The sequence below is a fragment of the Pantoea sp. K16 genome (genome assembly GCF_048452805.1).
GTDB classification, from domain to species: domain Bacteria; phylum Pseudomonadota; class Gammaproteobacteria; order Enterobacterales; family Enterobacteriaceae; genus Pantoea; species Pantoea agglomerans.
Map to the genome: position 1 here is coordinate 221,601 of NZ_JBLWNV010000003.1, position 18,652 is coordinate 240,252.

Annotated in this window: 19 protein-coding genes; 7 read left to right on the forward strand and 12 right to left on the reverse strand. The window is 55.4% G+C overall.

What is annotated here, in order from left to right; translation table 11 throughout:
• Nucleotides 1-5: 5 nt before the first annotated feature.
• Both ACK13D_RS05480 and ACK13D_RS05485 read right to left on the reverse strand, forming a co-directional pair.
• Nucleotides 6-194: a YnbE family lipoprotein gene (locus ACK13D_RS05480; RefSeq protein WP_009090058.1), complete on the reverse strand. Its 189-nt coding sequence runs from the start codon at nt 192-194 to the stop codon at nt 6-8.
• Entirely contained in the window at nt 191-2,821 is a 2,631-nt protein-coding gene (locus ACK13D_RS05485) for a YdbH family protein (RefSeq protein WP_310735844.1), read from the reverse strand. The genes ACK13D_RS05480 and ACK13D_RS05485 overlap by 4 nt, the downstream gene beginning before the upstream one ends.
• Nucleotides 2,822-2,967: 146 nt before the next feature.
• Between ACK13D_RS05485 and ACK13D_RS05490 the strand changes: the two genes are divergently transcribed.
• The gene (locus ACK13D_RS05490) at nt 2,968-3,960 is read left to right on the forward strand and encodes a 2-hydroxyacid dehydrogenase (RefSeq protein WP_010244644.1); all 993 of its coding nucleotides are present in this window, start codon (nt 2,968-2,970) and stop codon (nt 3,958-3,960) included.
• Between the two features lie 31 nt (nt 3,961-3,991).
• Here the strand turns inward: ACK13D_RS05490 and ACK13D_RS05495 are convergent, their stop codons facing one another.
• A complete protein-coding gene (locus tag ACK13D_RS05495; RefSeq protein WP_003853763.1) occupies nt 3,992-4,267 on the reverse strand; it encodes a putative hemolysin in 276 nt (91 codons plus the stop codon).
• Between the two features lie 184 nt (nt 4,268-4,451).
• Between ACK13D_RS05495 and ACK13D_RS05500 the strand changes: the two genes are divergently transcribed.
• The 4 genes from ACK13D_RS05500 to ttcA all read left to right on the forward strand — a co-directional run bounded on the left by ACK13D_RS05500 (nt 4,452) and on the right by ttcA (nt 7,675).
• On the forward strand, nt 4,452-5,108 hold the full coding sequence (locus ACK13D_RS05500; RefSeq protein ID WP_250327530.1) for an MgtC/SapB family protein: 657 nt from the start codon (nt 4,452-4,454) through the stop codon (nt 5,106-5,108).
• Nucleotides 5,109-5,321: 213 nt separating this feature from the next.
• Entirely contained in the window at nt 5,322-5,582 is a 261-nt protein-coding gene (locus tag ACK13D_RS05505) for a hypothetical protein (RefSeq protein WP_022625602.1), read from the forward strand.
• 692 nt (nt 5,583-6,274) lie between these two features.
• Nucleotides 6,275-6,433: a hypothetical protein gene (locus ACK13D_RS05510; protein ID WP_182504707.1), complete on the forward strand. Its 159-nt coding sequence runs from the start codon at nt 6,275-6,277 to the stop codon at nt 6,431-6,433.
• 306 nt (nt 6,434-6,739) lie between these two features.
• The gene (ttcA, locus tag ACK13D_RS05515; RefSeq protein ID WP_039386354.1) at nt 6,740-7,675 is read left to right on the forward strand and encodes a tRNA 2-thiocytidine(32) synthetase TtcA; all 936 of its coding nucleotides are present in this window, start codon (nt 6,740-6,742) and stop codon (nt 7,673-7,675) included.
• A 486-nt stretch (nt 7,676-8,161) separates the two neighbouring features.
• Here the strand turns inward: ttcA and zntB are convergent, their stop codons facing one another.
• A complete protein-coding gene (gene zntB, locus ACK13D_RS05520) occupies nt 8,162-9,145 on the reverse strand; it encodes a zinc transporter ZntB (RefSeq protein WP_010244630.1) in 984 nt (327 codons plus the stop codon).
• Between the two features lie 117 nt (nt 9,146-9,262).
• The gene (locus ACK13D_RS05525) at nt 9,263-10,882 is read right to left on the reverse strand and encodes a peptide ABC transporter substrate-binding protein (RefSeq protein ID WP_323170170.1); all 1,620 of its coding nucleotides are present in this window, start codon (nt 10,880-10,882) and stop codon (nt 9,263-9,265) included.
• A gap of 152 nt (nt 10,883-11,034) precedes the next feature.
• On the opposite strand from ACK13D_RS05525, the gene mpaA reads away from it, so the two are divergent.
• Nucleotides 11,035-11,742 carry a murein tripeptide amidase MpaA gene (gene mpaA, locus ACK13D_RS05530; RefSeq protein WP_010670220.1) on the forward strand — a complete coding sequence of 236 codons (708 nt, stop codon included), beginning with the start codon at nt 11,035-11,037 and terminating at the stop codon, nt 11,740-11,742.
• On the opposite strand, the gene ycjG is transcribed toward mpaA, so the two are convergent.
• Nucleotides 11,717-12,700: an L-Ala-D/L-Glu epimerase gene (gene ycjG, locus ACK13D_RS05535; protein ID WP_064691347.1), complete on the reverse strand. Its 984-nt coding sequence runs from the start codon at nt 12,698-12,700 to the stop codon at nt 11,717-11,719. The two genes, mpaA and ycjG, sit on opposite strands and share 26 nt — an antisense overlap.
• 146 nt (nt 12,701-12,846) lie before the next feature.
• Here ycjG and tpx point away from each other — a divergent pair, with 146 nt between their 5' ends.
• Entirely contained in the window at nt 12,847-13,350 is a 504-nt protein-coding gene (gene tpx / locus ACK13D_RS05540) for a thiol peroxidase (protein ID WP_052271823.1), read from the forward strand.
• Between the two features lie 50 nt (nt 13,351-13,400).
• Here the strand turns inward: tpx and tyrR are convergent, their stop codons facing one another.
• The 6 genes from tyrR to pspB form a co-directional block, all read right to left on the reverse strand.
• Complete coding sequence (tyrR, locus tag ACK13D_RS05545) at nt 13,401-14,966, reverse strand: transcriptional regulator TyrR (RefSeq protein ID WP_010244616.1); 1,566 nt, start codon at nt 14,964-14,966, stop codon at nt 13,401-13,403.
• A gap of 336 nt (nt 14,967-15,302) precedes the next feature.
• Entirely contained in the window at nt 15,303-16,364 is a 1,062-nt protein-coding gene (locus ACK13D_RS05550) for a YcjF family protein (protein ID WP_163851601.1), read from the reverse strand.
• Nucleotides 16,361-17,758 carry a YcjX family GTP-binding protein gene (locus ACK13D_RS05555; protein ID WP_069026332.1) on the reverse strand — a complete coding sequence of 466 codons (1,398 nt, stop codon included), beginning with the start codon at nt 17,756-17,758 and terminating at the stop codon, nt 16,361-16,363. The genes ACK13D_RS05550 and ACK13D_RS05555 overlap by 4 nt, the downstream gene beginning before the upstream one ends.
• On the reverse strand, nt 17,739-17,987 hold the full coding sequence (gene pspD / locus ACK13D_RS05560) for a phage shock protein PspD (RefSeq protein ID WP_010670225.1): 249 nt from the start codon (nt 17,985-17,987) through the stop codon (nt 17,739-17,741). The genes ACK13D_RS05555 and pspD overlap by 20 nt, the downstream gene beginning before the upstream one ends.
• Nucleotides 17,988-18,048: 61 nt before the next feature.
• Entirely contained in the window at nt 18,049-18,399 is a 351-nt protein-coding gene (gene pspC, locus ACK13D_RS05565) for an envelope stress response membrane protein PspC (protein ID WP_354438319.1), read from the reverse strand.
• A complete protein-coding gene (gene pspB, locus ACK13D_RS05570) occupies nt 18,396-18,623 on the reverse strand; it encodes an envelope stress response membrane protein PspB (protein ID WP_010244592.1) in 228 nt (75 codons plus the stop codon). The genes pspC and pspB overlap by 4 nt, the downstream gene beginning before the upstream one ends.
• Nucleotides 18,624-18,652: the final 29 nt, after the last annotated feature.

Sequence of the window (18,652 nt, forward strand, 5' to 3'; positions counted from 1 at the left end):
TCTCCTCAGAACAGACCGCTCTGGTTTTTCAATAGCGCTTCCACGTCTTTATCGACTTTGATGTGGATCTCATGTTCGATTTTCACGTTCATGTTGATGGTGATGGGATCTTTAGGTGCCGTGACTTCAATGCGCGGCACGCAGCCGATGCTCAGCAGTCCGGCTGCCAGAACCAGTAGTGCCCTCAGGCTCATGGTGAAGTGTCCTTGTTGGATGGCAAATTCGCATGTTGCTCTAACCAGGATTGCAAATTATCGCCAAAGCGCAGGCTGCGCCAGAGCTGAAACAGGTTTTCCTGATGATGATAGTTGAGATTAACCGTCTGACGACGGTTACTGAACTGGCTGACGCCCTGCACCTGCGCCTCCATGGTGAGGTCGCCAAGATTATCCAGATTGATCGTGGCCCAGCTGCGGGAGACTTCCATATAGCGTAACCAGTCCAGCGCGGCGCCCGTCGCCACGTTATTGCGGGTAATCGCATCCGCCATATCTTTATCCAGCCGGAAGGTCAGCGGACCGCTGTTGGCAATCCACCCTTTCTCCACCAGCCAGTGTGGATTATTGAGCCACAGCGGCAGCTCACCGTTGACCTTGCCCGACATGGCAAACTGTTTAGGTTTCAGCGCCGTCACCAGCTCGCTGAGGCTGATATTGCGCAGCGACACCCGGGCTGGCTCATGCTGCGGCATGCGCAAAGCGGGCAGCGTAATTTGTCCGCCCAGCAGATCAAGGCTGACATCCTGCAACGTCAGCGGCGCCTGTTCGGACCACGGCCAGTTACCCTGCAGGTCAGCGCGAATATTCTGCATCGCAAACTGGTTCTTAACCTCGGCAATGCGCAGTGATACCGGGCCATGCTGACCAAATTGCCATTGCTGCTCATGGAATCTGAACGGCAGCGAGAAGTCGATACCGTTAACCTGGCTGTCAGGCGTCCAGATGCTGCCCTGTTTTACCGTCCAGTGGCCTCCCGCCTGGAAACCCTGTTCACTTGCGGCGGAAAAAGCGACCTGTGCCTGCAAACGGCCGCCCTGGATCTGCATTTTCATGTCGGGGCTGAGCAACGGCTGAAACACCGTCAGCGACTGTGCCGGCCACCAGGCCTGGCCGCGCAGCCGTTCGCCATCCCAGCGGCCGTTAACACGCAGCGGGCCAACCTTGCCCGCCTGTAAACTGCCTCGCCAGATAAAATAGCCGGGATCACGACCTTTAGCCTCAAAGTCGAGCGTGGAGTCTGCCAGATGTCCGCCATAGCTGAAGCGGGTCTCTCCTGCCTGCAGGCGGAAATGCCCATTGAACGCCGGATGCGCCGCATCACGCTGCCAGTTTACCGGTTTAGTCAGTGTCAGACGCGGTTTTGCAACGTTGACACTGCCATACGCCAGCTGATTAAAACCGGTGGACAAGGTATCCAGATGGATCAGGGTGTCGTGCCAGCCGCCCGTGCCTTTAACATCCCAGCGCGCCTGCAGCGGCAGCATCTCGCCACCTCCCCAGTAGCGCCAGTTCCATTCGCCCTTATCGGGCCAGAAATCATTGGCGCGGCCATCGAGATGCAACCGGAAGCGGCCAAAACTGGCATCGTGCGCATTGAGAATGGCCTGCAGGCGGCCATCAATACCCTGCGAGGAGAGTCGTACGCCCGCCAGCGGCCAGCGCGCTTCGTCCACTTCCAGCGTTGACAGCAACCGGCCCCGCAGGCGCAGTAGCGATTTAGGTTGCAGCACCAGTTGAGGATCGAGGATCGAGCCGCTGAGCACGCCCGGAATGGAGCCGTAAAGTTGCAGGTCGGCCAGCTTGCTTTCGCCGGTTAGCTGAAACGGCAGGTTGCTGTTGGTCAGGCTGAGGTTGCCGGGACCAACGCCGAGCACCACGTTACCCTTGCCGCCGCGTCCCTGGGTCAGCAGGTTAACGCGACCGCTAATCTGGCTACTTTCAAGGCCAGACTGCCAGTTATCCAGCGTCAGGTTAACAAACCCTGATAGCGGCTGAGCCTCCAGCGGCCAGAAGTATTCGCCCTTTTCAATCCGAATCTGATCGCGGCTGATCTGCCACGGCAGTCTGAGAAGCGGCCTGGTCACTTCGGCCATTGCCACGCGTAGCTCGCCCTGCTGCTGCTGCCAGTTAAGCGTCAGCTTCAGGGGATGCGGCAGCGCGTCCAGCGCCAGCTGTCCGGTCACCTCGCCGTTCACCGGCAGATCGGTGGCAAAGGTGGGTAACGCCAGATGACCACTCAGCGTGACAGGTTCAGGAAGTGCAGGATGGGTGAGCGTCAGGCGAGTGATAGCGAGCTGCTGACCGGTCAGCGTTGCCGCCAGCTGCAGATTATCGCCCTGATAACTGAGTTGCTGACGATCTTTTTCCAGCGTCAGATCCAGCGCGCCCGCATACGTCTGCCACGGCGTAACGATTAATTTGCCCAGATGAACGTCGGCGCCAGGCAGCATTGCCTGCCATTCGGCCAGCGTTTTGGGGGCTGCCGTGCTGCCATCACTGGCAGGTAATTTTTGCAGGCAGGTGCTATCCAGCGTCAGCTCTGACGCATTCAGTTTCCAGCGCGACTGATGCCAGCCCAGTGACACCGCCTTTACCGTTGCCAGGGAGCAATCCCCTGCGAGATAACGAAGTTGTGGCAACCACAGGCCACCCTCCCGCCAGCGCGGTGCGCCCGACAGCTCAATGCGGGTATCTTCAGGTAGCCAGATGCCGACCAGCCGCGGCAGCCATTGCGTGACAGTCAAGATCAGGCCGAGCAGCAGCAGAATCAGCGCCAGAATGGCGGCCAGCCGTCGCCGGAACATCCGTGGCATAAAAGCCATAATCCTTTTCCTTACAGTATCCTGACAACGATGATGGCATGTAATCTGCCAGAGGTGAAGGTCTGCGCCGGACACAAGTCAGCTGTTTCAGCAAAGTCAGTCAGAAAACGTTATCCTTGCTCTATCACCTCTGCAGGAGCACAACGATGAAAATCGCGGTTTACAGCACCAAACATTACGATCAGAAATACCTTGAGCAGGTCAATCAGCAGTTCGGCTTTGAACTGGTGTTTTTTGACTTTTTACTCTCTGAAAGCACCGCCAAAACCGCTGTGGGTTGCGATGCCGTCTGTATCTTTGTAAACGATGACGGCAGTCGCCCGGTGCTGGAAGAGCTGGCCGGGCTGGGTGTGAAATATATCGCGCTGCGCTGTGCCGGTTTCAATAATGTTGATCTGGCTGCTGCAAAAGAGCTGGGTCTGGAAGTGGTGCGCGTGCCGGCCTACTCACCGGAAGCGGTCGCTGAACATACTATCGGCCTGATGATGACCCTGAATCGCCGTATTCATCGCGCTTATCAGCGTACCCGTGACGCAAACTTTTCGCTCGACGGCCTGACCGGTTTTAACATGCATAACAAAACCGCGGGTGTTATCGGTACCGGTAAAATCGGGATCGCGACGATGCGGATTCTGAAAGGTTTTGGTATGCGGCTGCTGGCGTATGATCCCTACCCGAGTGAGCAGGCGCTGGAACTGGGCGCGGAATATGTCGATCTGAAGACGCTGTTTGCTGAATCCCACGTCATTACGCTGCACTGTCCGCTGACGCCGGAAAATCATCATCTGCTCAACGCCGACGCGTTTAAACAGATGCGTGATGGGGTGATGGTTATCAACACCAGTCGTGGTGGCCTGATTGATTCACAGGCGGCGATTGACGCGCTGAAACAGCAGAAAATCGGCGCGCTCGGCATGGATGTTTATGAGAATGAACGCGATCTGTTCTTTGAAGATAAGTCGAATGATGTGATTCAGGACGATGTGTTCCGCCGTCTGTCGGCGTGCCATAACGTGTTGTTCACCGGCCATCAGGCGTTTTTAACCGCCGAAGCGCTGACCGCCATTTCTGAAACGACACTGAATAATCTCAGCCAGCTCGACCGGGGTGAAAACTGCCCGAACCGACTCTCTGCCTGACTGTGCGGGCCGGAGCAATCCGGCCTGATCATCAGCGCGCGCAATTCCCGCCAATTAACGCCTGCTCATCACAGCGACGTCCATTGACTAACTGACACATCCCCACTCTTGAGCCATCCAGCTGATGCGAAAATGCCAGCGTTCCGCCCGCATTCGAACAGGTGCTTTCTGCCAGGGAAGACATCACCACCCGTGGCTGGATGTGGGCGGCGGTGGCTTGTTGCGGTGGCTCGTTATCATCACTGTTGCTGCTGCAGGCAGAGAGTAATAATGCGGCACCGGCCAGCAAAAAGGTGGCTGCTTTCATCAGTCGGACTCCGGGAAGTGGGGGAAAAGGCTGGCTCAGCATATGTCAGGCAGCACAACGGGTCGAGAGGTGAAACAGCTTTTTACAAAATTCTCCGGCGTCATTTGCAAGCAGAATTATCTTGTTTACCTGTTATCGCTGAACTGTCACCCTTTTTCGGCCCTTATTAATTCGGAGTAAAGCCATGTTAATGGATATGTTAATTCGCATAGCGCTGGCCGGTATTCTCGGCGGCCTGATCGGCATGGAGCGCCAGATGCGGGCCAAAGAAGCGGGACTGCGTACCCATATTCTGGTCGGTATCGGCAGTGCGATGTTTATGCTGGTATCGAAATATGGCTTCGCCGATATGCTCAATAGTGACCATGTGGCACTGGATCCCAGCCGTATTGCTGCCCAGGTAGTCAGCGGCATGGGTTTCCTTGGCGCAGGCACCATTATGATTCAGAAGCAGGTGGTGAAAGGCTTAACCACGGCGGCGGGATTATGGGTGACTGCGGCGATTGGTCTGGTGATTGGTAGCGGCATGTATGAGATAGGCATTTATGGCACAGTGCTGGCGCTGGTGGTGCTGGAAGTCTTCCGCCGCCTGAGCCATTTTCTCATCGGTAAACATCATACGCTGCTGGTTTTTCTTAAGCCCAAAAGTGTGCCGCTGGTGCTGCTGGTCATGCAGCGGGAAGGCATTCGCTACGGCAATGTGACGGTGATTAACCGGGATGAGGAGAGTGGTCTGTGTGAGCTCAGCGTTCAGGTGACGCTGTCCCGCAAATCAAACGATGCTCACCTCTATGATAAGGTCATTGAGATCAAAGGAGTTCAGTCGCTGGAGATGATGTAAATTCCTTTCCATAAAGATCATTCCTGCTGAACACAGGCCGTTCAGCGCCAGGACGTTGCAGAAGGGAGTTATCGGTACGCACTGCCTTCTGCCCTCTCCATCAGATTCATCTATTATCAGAATCATGCAGCCTGACCTGAGATATAGAGCCCGCCGGGAATTAATGTCATAATCCGTGATTGTTTATTAAGGTAACCATTTATCCGGTGAAAAATGCGCCAGAACTCTGACCATCGTGACGAAACCCTGTCCGCTTCTGTACGTAAAAGTAGCTGGCCAGTACTAAGCATGCTTATCTTTACGCTGATTGCGGGCGCTATGGCCATCATGATGATCCTGGATCATCGTAATTCCGTAAATAATGCGCTTGAGACCGGACAGTGTCTGGTGGGGGAAGGCGCTGAAAGTTTGCTGGAAATGCTCAGACATTTTTTACATCATGCTTATCGCTGGATTTTTAAAGCCTGTGGCTAGCAATAATAAATTCAGTGCAGCAGGAAATGCAGTAATCCGTGTCGGTTTACCAGCAACAAAACGCCGCAATACATGACTGCAACATAGCAGAGTAAAAAGAGTATCAGCGTCAATATAAATCGGACACCATAATTTTTATATCGTGAGTGTTTACCGGATGTCTCATCGAATTTAAAGTTTGCTCCGTCCTTATTCACATATATAGCCAGCAATTTAACGATTTGTTACGCTGCCCGCATTACCATCATGATGTGCGGAACGATGAAGTCACAGCAAGTCTCTCAGGAAAAACAGTTATGAGTGTAAAAATTAAAGCCGCCCTTTTTAACTTTCACATTCACTTTAATGGCTTTAATTTCACCCGTCTGCTTTGAAAAGCAACAGTTTTGGACGTGGCGATATGTGCCAGTAAAATCGATTCAGATTTAATGGGATACAAAAAAACACTGATGCCTGTGCATCTTACGTATTCCCAATTATAACCCGGCAGTGTCAACGCATATTCAACAGCAGCGTTTTTCAGATTCAGGCGTTAATGAAATTAACAGTGCATCAGGATATTTAACTCCCTGCGAATTTATAGCAACAATTCGAAGGGAAATTTAAAATCAGATAAGCATAAACAGGACTCCGTTTATGCATGATTGATTAATAGCGGTGCATGCTCTTTTTTTTGTTAACGGGTCGCTCTGATGAAATATCTGTTAATTATCTCAATCATTTTTATGACTGCGGGTTGTGCGGCAAAAAAAGAGAATGCGCGGGCTGATGCTTACCAGGCATCACTGCCATCCTGTTCTGCGCACAATGATGAAATCGATTGCCAGTGGAAAGAGGTGCCAGCCAGCTGACATCGCATAGTTGAACGCTATCCGTGACACATCAGCCCGCAATTTTTGGGTAATGACCTGGTAAGGCATGCCCTCATTTTTCACTGAGTACCGCCGCATCGATTTATGTCGCTGCTCCCTTAACGGGTAGTCTCTGCCGGATTCCCCGGGCGGCTATCCGCTGATTACTTCACTCCAGTACTGGCATTCGCGGCAACAATCCGTACCATACGCTGCATATTCGTGACACCGCAGTGAAGTGTCTGGCTGAACGCGCACGGCAATTTGCCCTTTAGCTACGCTTTCTGGATTTTGAGATAGGTAAAAATGCAAGATAATCAAACGGTTGACAAGAAAGAACAGTACAACCTCAATAAACTGCAAAAACGTCTGCGTCGTAACGTCGGTGAAGCCATTGCAGATTTTAATATGATTGAAGAAGGCGACCGCATCATGGTCTGCCTGTCGGGCGGCAAAGACAGCTACACCATGCTGGAAATTTTGCGCAGTCTGCAAAAAAGTGCGCCGGTCAACTTCAGCCTGATTGCCGTTAACCTCGACCAGAAACAGCCGGGCTTCCCTGAGCATATCCTGCCGGAATATCTTGAGTCGCAGGGCGTTGAGTATCGGATTATCGAAGAAGATACCTACTCCATCGTCAAAGATAAGATCCCGGAAGGCAAAACCACCTGTTCACTCTGCTCGCGCCTGCGCCGTGGCATTCTCTATCGCGTCGCAACTGAGCTGGGCTGTACTAAAATTGCGCTGGGCCACCATCGCGATGACATTCTGCAGACGCTGTTCCTGAACATGTTTTACGGCGGAAAAATGAAAGGCATGCCGCCAAAGCTGATGAGCGACGATGGCAAGCAGATTGTGATCCGTCCGCTGGCTTACTGCCGCGAGAAAGATATCATCCGCTTCTCAGAAGCGCGTCAGTTCCCGATTATTCCGTGTAACCTCTGCGGTTCTCAGCCGAACCTGCAGCGTCAGGTGGTAGCCGATATGCTGCGAGACTGGGATAAGCGCTATCCTGGCCGTATCGAAACCATGTTCAGCGCGATGCAGAATGTGGTGCCGTCACATATGGCGGATATCAACCTGTTCGATTTTAAAGGCATTAAGCATGGCGATGCGGTGGTTGACGGCGGGGATCTCGCCTTTGACCGGGAATCTCTGCCGCTGCAGCCTGTTGGCTGGCGGGCTGATGAAGAGGATGCCCCGGATACCAGCGCGCGTCTGGATGTGATTCAGATTAAATAAGTGCTGGAAAGGTTAAGGGCGTGCTGCTGGCAGCACGCCCTTTTTTTATATGTTGCGATGCGGTGGTGGATCCATTATCGGCGGAAATTCCGGATCTGTCGGCGGATCAGGCTGGGGTTGTGGCTGAGGAATAGGCTCAGGAATCGGGATCGGATCCGTGGGGATCGGCTCGCTGTTAAGAATCGCGCTCATGCCGTACTCCTTTTGTTGCGAATGGACTTTAAGCTTAGGTAAGGAACGGCGTTACAGCCAGGCGGGCAAAAAAAAAGCCGGCACACGGGCCGGCATGTTTCGAATTAAATGTGCTATGCATTAATTCTAAATTAGGAAGTAAGACAATATGGAGCGCAACGCCCATCGCTTGACGTTGCATTCACCTGCGGGAGAGAGTTTGCGTCAGCAGCGACAATGGGTTCTTGATGTCGATCAGCTTTTGCGTCCTTTACGGGATTTTCAGCGCAGATAACCGATACGCTACGCATAACGCTAGAGCCAGCGCCGCTTGCGCAGGTACCCCGCTACCCCGACGGCCAGTGCCACCAGCAGCAGACAGAAGATAGAGAAACCGTATCGCCATTCGCCGCCTGGAATACCGCCCAGGTTGACGCCAAACAGGCCGGTCAGGAAGGTGGCTGGCAGAAAAATCATCGCCATCAGTGACATGGTGTAGGTACGTCGGTTCATCGACTCCGCCATCGCAGAAGCAACTTCATCAGCCAGAATCGCGGTACGCGCCACGCCCGCATCCAGATCATCCAGCCCGCGTCCCAGCCGATCGGCGATTTCCTGCATCCGGCGGCGTTCGGTGTCATCCATCCAGGCCAGTTTTTCACTGGCCAGCCGCGCATAGACATCCCGCTGCGGTGCCATATACCGCCGCATCACAATCAGCTGTTTGCGCAGCAGGCCGAGTTCACCTCGTGCCGGCATCCGCTGGTCAAGCAGCGCATCTTCCAGCTCAATGATTTTGTCATGTAAATCTTCGATAAACTCGCTGGTGTGATCGGTCAGGGCATCACAGATATCGACCAGCCAGCTGCCGCAGTCAATCGGGCCGTTACCATTCTGCAAATCCGTGAGGACTTCATCGACGGCAGAAACTTTACGCCGCCGGGTCGAGACGATGAGCTTATCGTTGATAAATACCCGCATCACCACCAGCTGGTCGCGACGCGCATCGCTGTTGTGGTTGACGCTGCGCAGCACGATCATAAAGCCGTCGCCCAGCCGGCTGACGCGTGGACGCATACTGTCGCCCGCTAAAGCGTCTCGCACGGCATCAGGGATTTGTGTCGTCGACTGCAGCCATTCCGCGCTCTTACGGTGGGTATAGTTCAGATGGAGCCAGCAGGGCTGCTCACACTGGATGACTTCATCTTCAGCAATCGGGATCATCCCGCCCTTGCCATCCAGCTGGCAGGAAATTATGGCATCTGAAACCTGTAATGCTTTTCCTTCAATTACGTCCACACCGTCGCCTCACTACTAAAATCAATACGATACAGTCTAGCGTGACGGTGTTGAGTTGCAATCTCCGGGCTGTGTAGAAAGATGTCAGAGGGTGGCCGGTTGACCGGCCACCTGCACTCAGTGCTTTTCAATCCACAGTTCGCGACTGTAGGCGACATCTTCAGGGTTAGTGATGGGATAGCCTTTGACCCAGGGTTTAATCAGGCGGCCATTGGTGTACTGATAGATGGGGGAGATCGGAGCCTGCTCAGCCAGGATCTGCTCGGCACGGTTGTAATCGCTGTTACGTACCTGATCGCTGCTCTCCCGGCTGGCTTTGGCGATAACCGCATCATAATCCGCGTTGTTAAAGCGCGCGATGTTGCTGCTGTTGCCCGACGTCAGCAGATTCAGGAAAGTGGAGGGTTCATTGTAGTCACCGACCCACGAGGCGCGGATCACATCGAAGTTTCCGCTGTTACGGCTGTCGATATAGGTTTTCCACTCCTGGTTCTCCAGCGTGACATCCACACCGAGGTTCTTTTTCCACATTGAGGCCACAGCAATCGCAATCTTCTGGTGGCTCTCAGAGGTGTTGTAGAGCAGTTTGAGTTTCAGCGGCTTGCCGGGACCGTAACCGGCAGCAGCGAGCAGCGATTTGGCCTGTGCATTCAGGCTGTTCTGATCGTGCTGTTGCATGAACGTGGGCAGTGGCTTAAAGCCTGCTGTCACATCTGGCGTAAAGTGCCACGCCGGTTTCTCACCGGTTCCCAGCACTTTTTCAGCAATCACTTTCCGGTCGATAGACCAGGAGAGCGCTTTGCGAACCCGCACATCGGCCGTCGGCCCTTTCTGCGTGTTAAACGCGTAGTAATAGGTGCCTAACTGGTCAGGTGTGTAGACCTCTCCGGGCAGAGTTTTCTTCAGTAGCGCATACATGTTTTTCGGGAAGGATTCGGTGATATCAATATCGTTGGATCGATAACGTTTAGTGGCGCTCGACTCTTCATTAATCGGCACAAAAGTCACTTTCGTCAGCACCGAATGGGCATCATCCCAGTAGTGAGGATTACGTGTCAGTACGATTTTTTCGTTCACTACGCGTTCGCTGAGCTGATAGGCCCCGTTGCCCACCAGTTTGCCGGGTGACGTCCAGCTGTCACCCTGTTGCGCAATAATTTTCTGCGGCACCGGGAAAAGCGCCACGTTAGCCAGTAGCGCCGGAAACCACGGCACCGGACGATCCAGCGTCACCTTCAGCTGGTTTTTACTCTGTGCGACCACACCCAGCTTGTCGGGCGTCATTTCGCCTTTGGTTATCGCTGCCGCATTTTGAATACCGCTTAAGCCCGCGAACCAGGCAAAGGCTGAACTGTTTTTCGGATCGACCAGGCGCTGCCAGCTGTAGACAAAATCCTGAGCCGTGACCGGATCACCGTTCGACCAGCGCGCGTTATTACGCAGCGTAAAGATCCAGGTTTTGTTATCACTGCTGCTCCAGCTCTGCGCCACGCCCGGCACGATTTTGCCCTGCGCATCCTGATTGGTCAGTCCTTCAAACAGATCGCGTATCACCTGAATTTCAGGCAGGCCTACCGCTTTAAGCGGATCGAGCGAAGCGGGTTCATCTTTAATATGGCGAACGATCTGCTGCTGTTCAGCCAGCTGTGCGCCAGCGGGTGGATTCGCCGCGATGGCGGGTGTGATGATGCTGCTCAGGCTGATTGCTGCCAGCGTCATGCGAAAGGTCTTGACCATTATCACTCCTTTACCCCAAAGAAGCGCTGCATCAGTCTGTTGCCGATGCAACTTGTGCAGGGCACTTTAGCGCAAATGGCTGACAGATAAATAGCTATTTTCCGCGCACGGCTTTTCCGCTACTTTTAGTAAAACCCTTTGAGGAAATAACTATGTCGCCACTCCATCCACGTCCCCTGCGCGGCAAACTGGACGTCCCCTATCAGCAGTATGGCCGCTCAGTGCTGGGTGCGCCGCTGCTCTGGTTTCCGGCGCCGCTGGGCGATCCCGAGAGCGGGTTGATTCTGGCAGGCACTCACGGTGATGAGAATGCGGCCATCGCCACCCTCTCCGCCGCATTACGGACGCTGCCTGATGGAATGCGTCGGCACCACGTGGTGTTAGCGGTCAATCCTGATGGCTGTCAGCTCGGACTGCGCGCGAACGCTAACGGCGTCGATCTCAACCGCAACTTTCCGGCGGCGAACTGGCAGTCAGGCGAGACGGTGTATCGCTGGAACAGCGCTGCCGATGAGCGTGATGTGGCGCTCTCGACCGGGGCTCATCCGGCTTCTGAACCGGAAACCCAGGCGCTCTGCGCGCTGATTCATCAGCTGAAACCACGCTGGATCGTCTCATGGCATGAACCGCTGGGCTGTATTGACGACCCGCATCAGGCAGAGATTGGTGGTTGGCTGGCCAGCCACACCGGCCTTCCGCGGGTCAGCAGCGTTGGTTATGACACACCAGGCTCATTCGGCAGCTGGTGTAAAGATCTCAGCCTGCCCTGCGTGACCGCTGAAATGCCGGTGATTTCAGTGGATGAAGCCACTGAAACCTACCTGGAGATGATGGTTAATCTGCTGCGCTGGCAGCAATGATCAGCTGACCGTTGCGCACTTTAATCGCCGGTTCTGCATCCACCGCCAGCCAGGTCGGCCCGTCGAGATCGGCAAAGCGGGTCTGCGGCACCAGCGGCAGTGCGGCGCGTATCGCCCGCGAGGTGCAGAGCATGCAGCCGAGCATTACCGCAAAACCCTGCTGCAGAGCCGCATTGGCCAGCGCCAGCGCCTCGGTCAGCCCGCCCGCTTTATCCAGCTTAATGTTGACCATCTCATAACGACCTCGCAGTGCCGCCAGACTTTCGCGGGTGTGACAGCTCTCATCGGCGCAGATCGGTAATGGATGGATAAAGTTCTCCAGCGCCGCATCCTCACCCGCTGGCAGGGGCTGTTCCAGCATCGCCACATTGATGTCCGCCAGCAGCTGACAGCGCGCCGCCAGACCTTCAGCGTGCCAGGATTCATTGGCATCCACAATCAGGGTCGCGTCCGGCACGGCGGCGCGAATCGCCATCAGCCGTTCGGTAATGAAATTATTATCCAGCTTAATCTTCAGTAGTGTTGCCCCATGCTGCCACAGCGCCAGCGCGCTGCTGGCCATCGCCTCGGGAGTATCAATGCTGACGGTCTGCGCGGTCACCACATCCTCAGGTGCGGTTACGCCGCTAAGCTGCCAGAGGCTGCTCTGCTGCTGGTGTGAGGCGAGATCCCATAGTGCGCTGTCAATGGCGTTGCGCGCCGCCCCGGCGGGCAGCGCCTGTTGTAACGCCTCGCGCGTCATGCCCTGTTGCAGCGCGGGCAGCAGCGCGGCGATTTGCGCCAGCACCGACGCCTCGCTTTCACCATAGCGCGCATAAGGCGTCGCTTCGCCAACGCCTTTTACTCCGTCTTCCTCAATTTCAACCACCACCACTTTGACTTCAGTCCGGGTTCCACGGGCAATGACAAACGGCGTGTGCAACGGCCAGGCTTCGGGATAACTTTTTACCGTTCTCATTTCCACTCCACAATGTGCGACGCAGTGGCAGACCGCCACGTTAAATTCCACAATTGAACTCGTAAACCCTTAACATTTATGTCATAAACAACGGCTATCTTTAGCCGTTTTGTGTCAGATCTTTTTTATCATTAAAAGGAATCACTATGTCTCAGACTGTTCATTTTCAGGGTAACGCCGTACCGGTTGCTGGTCAGTTTCCTCAGGCTGGCGATAAAGCCAAAGCTTTCACGCTGGTAGCGAAAAACCTGGTCAACGTCGCGCTCTCTGAGTATGCAGGAAAACGCAAAATTCTGAACATTTTCCCGAGCGTAGATACCGGTGTCTGTGCTTCATCGGTGCGCAAGTTCAATCAGGCTGCAAGCGAACTGAATAACACCGTGGTGTTATGCATCTCTGCCGATCTGCCGTTTGCCCAGTCGCGCTTCTGTGGCGCAGAAAACCTGAACAACGTGGTGACGTTGTCGACCCTGCGCGGCTCAGAGTTTAAATATGATTATGGCGTGGAAATTGCCGATGGTGCGCTGGAAGGTCTGACCGCACGTGCCGTAATTGTGCTGGATGAGAACGATAAAGTGATCTACAGCCAGCTGGTTGATGAAATCACCACTGAGCCTGATTATGACGCTGCGCTGACCTCGCTGAAGTAATAAAAAAAGCGGATAACCAGGTTATCCGCTTCTCATCTTCTGTTTGCCGTTTACTCGCTTTCGGTGCGCTTCTGCCCCAGACCATACTCCCGCAATTTATTCGCAATCGCCGTATGCGACACACCAAGCCGTTTTGCCAGTTTTCGTGTGCTGGGATAGGAGAGATAGAGCCGCGTCAGAATCGACCGTTCGAAACGACTGGTGATCTGATCCAGCGTCCCTTCCAGCGCCTCATCGCCCAGTGACACATCCAGTGCCTGTTCAGGCAACACGATATCCTGCGGACGCAGTTCGTAACCTTCCAGTTGGGTTAACGCCCGATAAAGCGCATTTTTAAGCTGACGCACGTTACCAGGCCAGGCGTAGCGAGTCAGAAAAGCGTTAAGTTGCGGCGAGAGTCGCGGACGCGCCATCCCCTGCTCATCCGCAAAGCGGGCAACAAACATCTCGGTCAGCGGCAGAATATCCTGCGGACGATCGCGCAGAGGCGGCAGTTGCAGCGTCAGCACATTGAGCCGGTAAAAGAGATCCTCGCGGAACTCCCCGCGCTGCACCAGCTCAATCAGGTTTTTCTGCGTAGCGCAGATTACCCGCACATTGACATGCACTTCATGCTCTTCACCGACGCGGCGGAAGGTGCCATCATTGAGAAAACGCAGCAGCTTGGTCTGCATTCTCGGCGACATCTCACCAATCTCATCCAGCAGCACAGAGCCGCCGTTAGCCTGCTCAAAAAAGCCCTTCTTACCTTCCAGCGCATTCGGATAGGCTCCGGCGGCATGACCAAACAGCTCGCTTTCGGCGACATCATCGGGCAGAGAGGCACAGTTCAACGCCAGGAAGGGATTCTTGCCGCGGGCACTGCGCAGATGGCAGGCGCGTGCCAGCATATCTTTCCCGGTGCCGGTGTCGCCAACAATCAGTAAAGGCGCATCGAGCATCGCCAGTTTCCGCGCCTGATCCACCACCTGACGCATCTTCGGCGTGACAGCAATGATATGGTCAAACTCCGATTCATCGGTGACCACCAGATTCTGCAACTGACGACCCATGCGGGCTGTCGACTTCAGCATCACCATCGCCCCCACTGGCCTGTTGATCTGGCCCTCTTCGCCCGGCAGATAAATAGGACGCGCTTCCATCAGAAAATCGCGGCCCTCAATGACCACATGCTGCGCCTGCGCTTCAACCCGATCGCTCTCCAGCCAGCGCATGAAGTTGAAGCCGTTAATCAGGTTACCGGCGCTGAAGTTGCGCATCTTCTCTTCATCGAGATTAAACAGGTTCTGTGCGGCCGGATTAGCCAGTTCAACCTTGCTTTTCAGATCGATGGAGAAAACCGGATCCGGCATCGCCACCAGCAGGGCGCTCAGCGCACGATGCTCGCGTTCAGAGGGCATGTACGCTACCGTGCGCACATCTGTTACGCCCGGTGTACGCCGGATTTCAGCCATCAGATTGCTGAAGGCATCAAACTCCAGTGCAGAAAAGTTCAGGTAGATGCGGCCCAGCGCCGTGATTTCGATACCGCGTAAATCAATGTTGCGTGCCACCAGCAGATCGAGCAGTTCACGCGTCAGACCGAGTCGGTCCTGACAGAACACTTCCAGACGCATTGCGTTCGCCTTAATCAGGTTCAGATAAGACAATAATACGCTAAGTCGCGCACCTGCAGAAAGGGATCTGTCAGGAAAAGTTGACAGCTCCGGCGCGTATGGCGGACTTTTGTACTGCCCGAGAAAATCCTGATGAGTGGTCACAAATGTTTGCCGGGATGGCGCATTTTATCAGGGAGAAAAATGGAATGGCCTACACGCTGCCAGCGGATCCGGTGATCACTGATGAGTCGGGCTGTCGGGGTGAGTGTCTGGTCATCGACTCCCGACAGGTGCTGCGCCAGCCACACTAAAGAATAAAGGCGGCAATGCCGCCTTTAATTTGTCACGAGAGCGTCAGGCTGACTTATTACCGCCCTTCTGCAACGCCTCTTTCAACTGGCCCAGCAGCTCACGACGGAAATCGCCGAGCCGTGGTTTATCCTGCTCCAGCCACGGCAGTGGACGGCACAGCTCCATCGCTTTGATGCCCAGTCTTGCAGTCAGCAAACCCGCGCCAATGCCCTGCGCGGCGCGCGTGGAAAGACGGGCGGCAATATCCTGCGACATCCAGTCCATACCCACTTCCCGCACCAGTTCGGAAGCCCCGGCAAAGGCCATGTTGAGCAGCACCAGACGGAACAGCCGGATGCGGCTGAAGTAGCCCAGCTCAATGCCGTAAATAGCCGCGATGCGATTGACCAGCCGCAGATTACGCCAGGCGATAAACGCCATATCCACCAGCGCCAGCGGGCTGACCGCAATCATCAGCGTGGCTTCCGCAGCATGACGGCTGATTTCGCGCCGCGCCTGCCGATCCAGCACCGGCTGCACCAGTTGCGCATATAAGCGGACAATTTCACTGTCATTGTGGGTTTCGTGCAGCGAAGCATGCCAGCGCTGCAGGGCCGGATGCGCCTGATCCAGCTCTGCCTGCTGCGCCAGTTTTTCGCAGAAGGCCCGGCCTTTGCCGATGCCATGACTGTGCAGCAGCTCACGGCCCACATCCCGCTCCTCGGCGCGCTGACGCAGCTGATAGAGACGACGCCACTCGGTGGTCAGCGCACCCACACCCGCCAGGACGATCAGACCACCCGCCACGCCGCTGCCCAGTGAAAACCAGTCGCGGGTCAGCCAGGCGTCATGTGTCCACTGCACACCCTGCGCAATCACGCTGACGCCAAACAGCAGCACGCCAGCGGTCACCAGTTTGCGCCACAGGCTGCGCTTAGGTTTCAGCGCAGCCTCCACCGCCCGTTCACCTGCGCCCTCCTCTTCGACAGCGACTTCTTCATCCTGCACCGCCAGAAACGCCGCCTGCGCTTCCGCTTCAAAAGTCTGCGCCGGGCGCAGCGGCGTGGTGCTGCTCTCATCCAGCGGACGGGCAAAATCGATACGCGGCTTCAGCGGATCACTCATCGCAATTTATCTCCCAATAAAAATTCCAGCGCGGCATCCATGCGGATATGTGGCAGCGGGCGATCGACGTCAAGCTGCTGCGGCCGGAACTGTTCAAACTGAAAACCCTGCTGCTGCCAGAAGGCATTACCAGGCAGACGCGGCGGGACTTCACCCGGATAGACGGTGAGCGGCTCACCATCATCCAGCCGGTTTCCGCGCAGGGCCGGGATCTTCTCGCCCCGGTGATCGACCAGCCCGCTCTGCGTCGCCTGCACCGACGCCAGCCCGATGCAATCCATGCTAATCCCCTCAAACGCCGCGTTCTGCCAGGCATCCTGCACCAGCTGCTGCAACAGTGACACCATATTGCCGTGCTGATCGCTGGTGATGTGATCCGCCTTGGTGGCGGCAAACAGCAATTTGTCGATTACCGGTGAAAAGAGCCGACGAAACAGGGTTCGCTGACCGTAATGAAAACTCTGCATCAGTTGCGTCAGTGCCAGCCGCATGTCGTTAAACGCCTGGGGTCCGCTGTTAAGCGGTTGCAGGCAGTCAACCAGCACAATCTGACGGTCAAAGCGCAGGAAATGGTTTTTATAGAAACCTTTCACCACATGCTGACAGTAGTAGTTAAACCGCTGCTGCAGCATGCTGAAGTTACTGCCCTTGTCCGCCTGCGCCAGCTTAGTAAGTTGCGTTTCATCAGCCGTCGGCCAGGGGAAGAACTGCAGCGCGGGGGCGCCTGCCATATCGCCAGGCAGCACGAAGCGACCGGGCTGAATAAAGTGTAAGCCTTCAGATTTACAGCGATGCAGATAGTCGGTCCAGGCAGCGGCAATCTCTGCCAGCTGGGTTTCATCGGCGGGTGCAAGCGGGTCGAGTTTTTCGCAGAGGGTTCGCCAGGGCTTTGCCCACTCAGCACGATCGCCCTGCAGCAGACCGTTCATCTGCCGGGACCAGGCGAGATAATCCTGCGCCAGCATCGGCAGATCCAGCAGCCATTCGCCGGGATAGTCGACAATCTCCAGATAGAGTGTCGCGGTCTCTTTCAGGTGACGCAGCAGCGAATCATTGGGACGATAACGCAGCGCCAGGCGCATTTCGCTGACGCCGCGGGTGGGTGTGGGCCAGGCAGGCGGCGTGCTGTAGAGCTGTGCCAGCCCTTCGTCATAGGTGAAACGGGCCGTGCCCATGTCACGCTGGGGTACCCGCTTTACGCCTAACAGGCGCTCATCCCGCACCACGGAAAACAGCGGCAAACGCGCGCCGCTGTGAACGGTTAAAAGCTGATTAACCAGTGAGGTGATGAAGGCGGTTTTGCCGCTGCGGCTTAATCCGGTTACCGCCAGCCGCAGGTGGCGATCAACGCCACGGTTCATCAACGCCATCAATTCAGTTTGCAGTCTTTTCATCTTTCTCCCTGATGAAGCGCGATGCCACCCGGTTCATCACGCGTTTCAGCAATGGCTCAAGCGCCACAGCCAGCAGCAGACGTAACGGGCGTCGCGCTACCGATTTCACTGCCCAGCCAGTGACACCGGCGGGACCGTAGGTAACAGCATTAATAATGATGAATTTAGCGGCCGACTTCAATGCAGGTGCCGCGCGGTGACGAAAAGCAGTGGATCGCGAAAAAGACATCAACACCTCCATTGAGTAAGCGAACGGGCCTGAAACAGGCCCGGCAATAACAGTAGCAGAATCAAATCTGGCGGAAGCGGCTGCGCACGCTGAAGGTTTCAGACGTCACATAGCGTTCCAGGTCGCGCACGCTGCGCTCATCCCGTTGCAGGGTGCTCTCCAGCTGATCCAGCAGTTCACTGGCGCTGGGCTGGCGCTCAGTCTGGGAGGCAGAGGCGGGTTTCACATCCAGCACAAAACCCAGCACAAAGTAGGCGATCACCGTAAAGAGAAACAGGCCAAAGAACAGCGATAACACCACGATGACACGCAGCAGACGAACCGGAATATCGAGATACTCTGCCAGGCCTGCGCAGACACCCATAAATTTCCCGTCATCTGGCTTGCGCCACAACTTGCGTCCTTTAATCATGGCTGCCTCCAGTTTGGATGTTCGGCGTCCAGAATCGCTTCCAGCGCGTCAATACGTTCGCGCATCCGCTGCGCGTCCTGGGTCACGCGCTGCAGGCGCTGGATTTCGCTTTGCGACAGTTCCGAACCGCCGTTGCGTTTGTTGTTGTAATGCAGCCATAACCAGATCGGTGCGACAAACAACACGAAGATCGTTAACGGTATGGCGAAAAAAAGTGCGCTCATTGACTCTCCTTAATCACTTATCGCAACGT

Excerpts from the sequence above, each read along its gene's own strand:
- ACK13D_RS05485 (WP_310735844.1), bottom strand. The coding sequence starts at position 2,821 with ATGGCTTTTATGCCACGGATGTTCCGGCGACGGCTGGCCGCCATTCTG.
- pspD (WP_010670225.1), bottom strand. The coding sequence starts at position 17,987 with ATGTCTTTTTCGCGATCCACTGCTTTTCGTCACCGCGCGGCACCTGCA.
- ACK13D_RS05550 (WP_163851601.1), bottom strand. The coding sequence starts at position 16,364 with ATGAGTGATCCGCTGAAGCCGCGTATCGATTTTGCCCGTCCGCTGGAT.
- ACK13D_RS05525 (WP_323170170.1), bottom strand. The coding sequence starts at position 10,882 with ATGGTCAAGACCTTTCGCATGACGCTGGCAGCAATCAGCCTGAGCAGC.
- tyrR (WP_010244616.1), bottom strand. The coding sequence starts at position 14,966 with ATGCGTCTGGAAGTGTTCTGTCAGGACCGACTCGGTCTGACGCGTGAA.
- mpaA (WP_010670220.1), top strand. The coding sequence starts at position 11,035 with ATGTCGCCACTCCATCCACGTCCCCTGCGCGGCAAACTGGACGTCCCC.
- ycjG (WP_064691347.1), bottom strand. The coding sequence starts at position 12,700 with ATGAGAACGGTAAAAAGTTATCCCGAAGCCTGGCCGTTGCACACGCCG.
- ACK13D_RS05480 (WP_009090058.1), bottom strand. The coding sequence starts at position 194 with ATGAGCCTGAGGGCACTACTGGTTCTGGCAGCCGGACTGCTGAGCATC.
- tpx (WP_052271823.1), top strand. The coding sequence starts at position 12,847 with ATGTCTCAGACTGTTCATTTTCAGGGTAACGCCGTACCGGTTGCTGGT.
- ACK13D_RS05510 (WP_182504707.1), top strand. The coding sequence starts at position 6,275 with ATGAAATATCTGTTAATTATCTCAATCATTTTTATGACTGCGGGTTGT.
- ACK13D_RS05490 (WP_010244644.1), top strand. The coding sequence starts at position 2,968 with ATGAAAATCGCGGTTTACAGCACCAAACATTACGATCAGAAATACCTT.
- pspB (WP_010244592.1), bottom strand. The coding sequence starts at position 18,623 with ATGAGCGCACTTTTTTTCGCCATACCGTTAACGATCTTCGTGTTGTTT.
- pspC (WP_354438319.1), bottom strand. The coding sequence starts at position 18,399 with ATGATTAAAGGACGCAAGTTGTGGCGCAAGCCAGATGACGGGAAATTT.
- ACK13D_RS05495 (WP_003853763.1), bottom strand. The coding sequence starts at position 4,267 with ATGAAAGCAGCCACCTTTTTGCTGGCCGGTGCCGCATTATTACTCTCT.
- ACK13D_RS05500 (WP_250327530.1), top strand. The coding sequence starts at position 4,452 with ATGTTAATGGATATGTTAATTCGCATAGCGCTGGCCGGTATTCTCGGC.
- ACK13D_RS05505 (WP_022625602.1), top strand. The coding sequence starts at position 5,322 with ATGCGCCAGAACTCTGACCATCGTGACGAAACCCTGTCCGCTTCTGTA.
- ttcA (WP_039386354.1), top strand. The coding sequence starts at position 6,740 with ATGCAAGATAATCAAACGGTTGACAAGAAAGAACAGTACAACCTCAAT.
- ACK13D_RS05555 (WP_069026332.1), bottom strand. The coding sequence starts at position 17,758 with ATGAAAAGACTGCAAACTGAATTGATGGCGTTGATGAACCGTGGCGTT.